4 protein-coding genes are annotated in these 6,266 nt (G+C 47.5%); all 4 read right to left on the reverse strand.

The genetic code is table 11. The features are described from left to right. Nucleotides 1-64 precede the first annotated feature (64 nt). Nucleotides 65-1,645: an alkyl hydroperoxide reductase subunit F gene (ahpF, locus tag ACY2RQ_RS16685; RefSeq protein WP_490114129.1), complete on the reverse strand. Its 1,581-nt coding sequence runs from the start codon at nt 1,643-1,645 to the stop codon at nt 65-67. Nucleotides 1,646-1,742: 97 nt separating this feature from the next. Continuing rightward, entirely contained in the window at nt 1,743-2,306 is a 564-nt protein-coding gene (gene ahpC, locus ACY2RQ_RS16690) for an alkyl hydroperoxide reductase subunit C (RefSeq protein ID WP_490114130.1), read from the reverse strand. Between the two features lie 350 nt (nt 2,307-2,656). After that, the gene (locus tag ACY2RQ_RS16695) at nt 2,657-3,988 is read right to left on the reverse strand and encodes a TolC family outer membrane protein (RefSeq protein WP_490114131.1); all 1,332 of its coding nucleotides are present in this window, start codon (nt 3,986-3,988) and stop codon (nt 2,657-2,659) included. 84 nt (nt 3,989-4,072) lie between these two features. Next, the coding region (locus tag ACY2RQ_RS16700; protein ID WP_490114132.1) for a calcium-binding protein at nt 4,073-6,266 on the reverse strand (2,194 nt) is incomplete at its 5' end.

The raw sequence follows: 6,266 nt of genomic DNA on the forward strand, positions 1-6,266 counted from the left end.
AAACGGCATGATCAGAGGTTTCCCCCCTGGTCATGCCGGTTTCAGGAAGAAAGCAATTGGGAAATTAGGCCGCCTGAGCTTCAGGTATTCTAATCAGGTAATCAAAAGCCCCCAGAGCCGCGCTGGCACCACTGCCCATGGCAATAATAATCTGCTTGTAGGGCACGGTGGTTACATCACCAGCGGCAAACACTCCGGGTACAGAGGTCTGACCCCGTTCATCGACAACAATTTCTCCCCCTGGGGATAAATCAACGACACCTTTCAACCACTCGGTGTTGGGAACCAGGCCAATCTGAACAAACACACCTTCAAGGTTAATGTCCTGCAGACCATCTGTGTTTCTGTCTTTAATCCGCAGGCCTGTTACCTTTTCCCCGTTGCCAAGAACTTCTGTGGTTTGCGCTCTGGTAATAACGTTCACATTGTCCAAAGTGCGCAGTTTACGCTGTAGCACTTCATCCGCTCTCAATTGAGAATCAAACTCCAGCAGGGTGACATGGCTGACAATACCCGCCAGATCAATAGCCGCTTCCACCCCGGAGTTACCACCACCAATCACTGCAACCCTCTTACCTTTAAATAAGGGTCCATCACAGTGGGGGCAGTAAGCCACGCCTTTACCACGATACGCCTGCTCACCAGGCACATTCATCTCTCTCCACCGCGCGCCAGTCGACAGAACCACAGACCGACTGGACAGTGTCGCGCCATTTTCCAGCTGAATCTGTATATCGCCCCCAACCTCCGAGGAAGGCACGAGGGTCGTGGCCATCTGTCCGGACATAATATCCACATCATAATCCCGGACATGCTGTTCAAGGCTGGCAACCAGCTTAGGGCCTTCGGTCTCTTTTACGGAGATAAAGTTCTCAATGGCCATGGTATCCGACACCTGCCCACCAAACCGATCAGCGACCACACCTGTGCTAATGCCTTTACGGGCAGAATATACGGCTGCAGCCGCGCCGGAAGGGCCTGCGCCCACAATCAAAGTATCAAAGCGTTCTTTGCTGTTAATTGTTTCTGCAGTTTTCTGGCCGGCATTTTTATCCAGCTTGCGAATAAAGTCGGCTACGGTCATACGTCCCTGACTGAAGGATTCACCATTCAGAAAAACAGAGGGAACTGCCATCACCTTGCGTTCTTCAACCTCTTTCGGAAACAGCCCGCCATCAATCATGGTATGGCTGATATTCGTATTCAAAGCAGCCATCAGGTTCAGTGCCTGTACTACCTCCGGGCAGTTCTGACAGGAGAGGGAAATATAGGTTTCAAATTTCAGCGGGCCTTTCAGGCTTTTAATCTGCTCAATCTGTTCTGGCTCAAGTTTGGAAGGATGCCCTCCCGCCTGAAGCAGAGCCAGAATCAGGGAGTTAAACTCATGGCCCATGGGCAGACCGGCAAAGAGAACTCTGGGTTCTTCTCCCTTTGGGCTAATAGCCAGGGATGGCTGCCTGGAGGTCTGCTCTTTATTATTAATCTCACGGACAGAAATATGTTCCGACAAACCCTCAATATCTTTAACCAGGGCTTTTAATTCACCGGATTTCACTGAACTGTCCACAGACGCAACCATTTCAACTGCGCTGTGGATATTCTGGAAGTAAGTGGACAGTTGTTGTTTAAGGTTTGCGTCGAGCATAACAGTCTCCTGAATTCATTCAGTCATGCAATAAAAGAGAGTGGGAGCCGCTCAGGTGTTCCACTGGAACCCTGAGCGGTAATGAAATGAACGAAGGTTATATTTTGCCAACCAAATCCAGAGACGGAGCCAGAGTCTCTTCACCGGGCTGCCATGCGGCGGGGCACACCTCGCCATCGTGCTCAGCTACATACTGGGCTGCCTGAATTTTGCGGATCAGCTCCTTGGCGGAACGGCCAATACCCAGATCATTGGTTTCTACAACCTTGATCACACCTTCCGGATTCATGACGAAGGTTCCACGCAAAGCCAGACCGTCCTCTTCAATCATCACTTCAAAGTTGCGAGTGATAGCGCCAGTGGGATCGCCAATCATCGGAAACCTGATTTTGCCGATAGTATCGGAGCTGTCGTGCCAGGCTTTGTGGGTGAAGTGGGTGTCGGTAGATACAGAGTAAATTTCTACTCCCATAGCCTGCAACTGTTCATAATGGTCTGCCAGATCACCCAGCTCCGTGGGGCAGACAAAGGTGAAGTCCGCAGGGTAGAAAAAGACAACAGACCACTTACCTTTCAGATTCTCTTCAGTGACAGAAACAAAATCACCATTGTGGAAAGCTGTAGCGGAGAAAGGCTTAATTTCAGTATTTACCAGAGACATTGTGTTTTCCTCATTAAACTGCGTTGTTTGTGTTTGCAGTTACATCCTATGTTTCGGCTATCAATTAACCCAATCAAATGAATTTATAATCTTAATAGTTAATATCTATAATCCATGTTTAGATATAAAAAAACCCCGGATAAGCCTTCCAACTTACCTAGGGCCAGCCAGTTACGGTTGCTGTCAGGGATACGAGCTATACGACATTTGTCATCAACTGAGGGCTGATCGCAGCATAATCATTCTTATAATCACTGCCCGCTCCATATAGCGCATAAACACCAAAGCCCAGAGACACCTTGTCCTTTATCAGAATGCCGACAGGACAAAAAATGAGCGAGTGATTGCTTTCATGGGGATACTGCTGTTGGTGTTCGACGGGCAACCTGTACACCACAGCTGTTTTCTACAGGCAGAACAGCATTAAGGGACACCAGCAACTGGCCAGTACTCTGCAGCAGGCGGTACTCATTAAAACGCTGGTCATGGACAGCATTGATTTCACTCTGACGGGCGGAGAAGTATTCATTCTGGCTATCCAGCAAATCAAGCAGGGTTCTGGAGCCAATCATAAACTGCTTGTTATACAGCTCCCGGGAACGGTTGGCCTGACGAACATGTTCACTTAAAGGTGACAGACGCTTCATACCGTACTCAACAGCTACCCATGCCAGATTCACCTCTTCTTTTACCTGCCGGGCCGCACGATTGCGTACTTCCATAGCTTCATTCACCAGTTTGCTGGTCTGACTTTTACGGGCAGAATCCGCACCACCACGGTAGAGGTTGTAGTTCATATTGACCCTGGCGGTATGGGTGTAAGTATCGTTTTTGCCACCGTTGGCATCAGAATTCCAGTCGGCCCTCAGCTCCAGATCAAACCTGGGCATAAAAGTGCTTTTGCTGGCTTCATACTGAGCTTCTGCCGCTTTAATATCTTCAGCCGCCAGGCGCAATACCGGATGCTTCTCCACCGCCAGATTGATGGCCTCATTATTAGAGGCAGGAAGATTTCCGGGCATATCCGGCATAACAAACGACTTTGGCAGATTACCTACCAAGCGCTGGTACTGGGTCTTTACATCCAGCAGTACAGACTTGGCGCTGATTTCATTAGCCTTGGCCAAAACCAGACGGCTTTCTGCTTGGGCAATATCCGCCTCGTTACTGCGACCACTACGTCCCTGCTTGCGGATCAAATTCACTATACGTTCGTGTTCAGTGGCATTTTCCTCTGCAAGTTTAACAATGGCCTGCTGGCGAAGAATATTGATGTAAGTCTGCGTTGTTTCCAGGGCGATATTCTCTGCGGCAAAGCAAACATTCTGGGTGGCTGAAGCCTGACGGGCCAACTGACGGTCTACATCACTGCTAACAGCGAAACCATCAAACAACATCTGCCGGGCAACTATGGATGCGTCACGGCGGGTACGGGTCTGGTCTTTATCATCAGCATTGCCAGCTCGAAAAGCCCCCAGAGTGGTCGCATTACGGCTGTTTTCGTAGCCAATACCGGCTCGCAGGTCTACTGATGGCAAATAGCCAGCACGGGCCTGGCGGATTTCATCTTTACGGGCACTGGCTTCTGTTATGCGGATAAGGATTTCAGGGTTGGTGGCCAAAGTCTCATTAACAGAATTCTGCAAGGAGTCAGCATGGAGTAACGGAGCCAGCAGAAGCATTCCCGTCCCTGAGAGCTTTATAATCTTTGAAAACATCTTATTTTTATCCTTTTTTATATTTCGTATGTATGAAATCTTCTGCACTCAGACAATTAACTGCCCGTTCTTTATCAACTGAAGCAATACATCATCACCATTGACAACAGCATCAGTGTTCTGGTCATTCCAGCTTCCTGAACCGAGGGTTACCTCAACATCCAGCGAACCATTTTTGTTATTGATATCGCTATTCGCCAGATGGAGAACAGCTGTCCCTCCGGTTAAATCAGCAGTAATACCCTGCTCTGCCAAGCGGGAAAGAGTAACCTCTTCCCCAATGCCGAAATCAACAAAGCTGGAAATATCGATATAATCTTTCCCAGGCCCTGAATCAGTCAGGGTAAAGTCTTTGATTTTATCTAACTGGGCTGTACCGCTTGTAATCAGATCATCCACTTTAAACAGGAAGGTGTCAGAGCCCCCTCCACCGGTCAGCTCATCATTGCCCCGTCCACCGTCAAGAAAGTCAACACCGTCATCACCAAACAGTTTGTCATTTCCATGATCGCCACTGAGAATATCATCCCCTTTTCCTCCTCTCAGGGTGTCATCGCCCGCCAGCCCATTAAAGGAATTATTCACATCTTCCGGGCCAAAATTATTATTGCCAGCATCTCCAACACGACGCCCACCATCATCAATATTGGGAAAAACAGTATATCTAAGGTTAATTTCAGAACTGGATTCCACACCACTTTCAATCTCTGTAGCGGTAACAGTTAACGACTGCTGCCCAACAAAGCCAGATGAAGGCTTAATTGCCAGTTTAGAAAGATCCCAGTTTTTTATATCCACGCTCGTTGAAGATGCATTAGCCACAAAGCTATGAGTCCCATCCGTCAACTCTGTACCATCAGGAATTCCGGAAACCACCAAAGTCGTCAGTGTTGCTCCTGCTCCTGTAGCCTGGGCTGTGAGGTGAAGGGGAATTGGGGAATCTTCTTCATAACCCACAGTTTTAACACGCAAATTATCAATAATTCCCCCAAGTGTTTGAGCCCCTTTTGACGCACGCAACTCTATACGTGTGTTATCCCCCTGAGCAGCGATATAGAACGTATGAGTTTTCAAATCAAAGCTATTGGGAACAGTTATCGTGGCAACTTTTCTGGAATTGACTGTTCCGGACGCTAGTGTATGAAATACCCATACCTCTAACTCAGAATCATTTGCCGACGAAGCTGTCGTTCGAGTGGAGTGGTCAAATGTCAGCTGAAGTACTTGTCCTTTAGATGAAGGAACATCTGCATAAATGTTATTGTCTCCAGTGTCATTCTTTATTTCCAGGACCATATTATCCGGTTCAGAGCCCCCAAAAACTGTTTCTGCACCAACCTCTAAGACCCCTTTTGTTGTCCTGCTATTATTATCAGTTCCAAAACCCAGGCTGGCAGCATTAATATCCTGGCTGTGATTAGCTGTTGGGCCACCAATCGTTTTAATTAAGTCCAGAATCTGAAAATCAGTAAAACGATGGTAACCGGCAAACTCAGCATGCAGTACCGGTGGGGCTGGTGTAGGATCAATAATTAATTCACGACTGGTAATATCTTTTACCTGCAGCGCACCATTACCACCAACACCGGTTTGGGACAGATCAACAATGACAGCATCCACATCATAGGTATTTTCAACGAGCTTGTCTTCGTCAGGAATTTGAAGTTTCCAGGTATTATTCGTACTGTCATGGGTCAAGTGCCCATCATCAAGATGATATGTCTTGCCGTTTACGGTAACAGTTAATTTTTGGTTACTGCCCAGTTCCGCAGTACCTGTAATTTCGGGTGTCTCATCAGTTGTTTTCAGACGATTAACAGTTGGAGGCTTGGGAACACCAGTGTCAAGAAATGCAGCATGGGCTGTTCCTCTGGTCACAGACACATTGGAATCTGTGCTGGCGATATTACCGGTGAAAATCTCCTGCTTTTCATCAACACCATCACTCTTCGCCGTGACAGAAATCAGCATAGAGTTTTTTCCCGAAAGAATACTCAAAGAACTGCCATTCAAATTCTGCCATGTTGCACCACCATCAGTGCTGTACTGGGTAGCCTGAATATCTCCGGATTCCAAACCAATCAGGGTAAAATTAAATGACTTATCCCCTACCAGATTTCCGGTACGCTTAACCTCAAAAATAACCCTGTCGTTTGCTACACCTTCTCTTGCAATAGAACCTTCGTCACTTCCAATATTCACTGTCGAAATAGTCAAAACGCTTTGAGGAATATCAGCAGTG

It is taken from the genome of Parendozoicomonas sp. 209JJ7-1 (genome assembly GCF_058147085.1).

Bases quoted from the DNA above. Each gene is read 5' to 3' on its own strand.
- ahpC (WP_490114130.1), bottom strand. From the start codon at position 2,306: ATGTCTCTGGTAAATACTGAAATTAAGCCTTTCTCCGCTACAGCTTTC.
- ACY2RQ_RS16695 (WP_490114131.1), bottom strand. From the start codon at position 3,988: ATGCTTCTGCTGGCTCCGTTACTCCATGCTGACTCCTTGCAGAATTCT.
- ahpF (WP_490114129.1), bottom strand. From the start codon at position 1,645: ATGCTCGACGCAAACCTTAAACAACAACTGTCCACTTACTTCCAGAAT.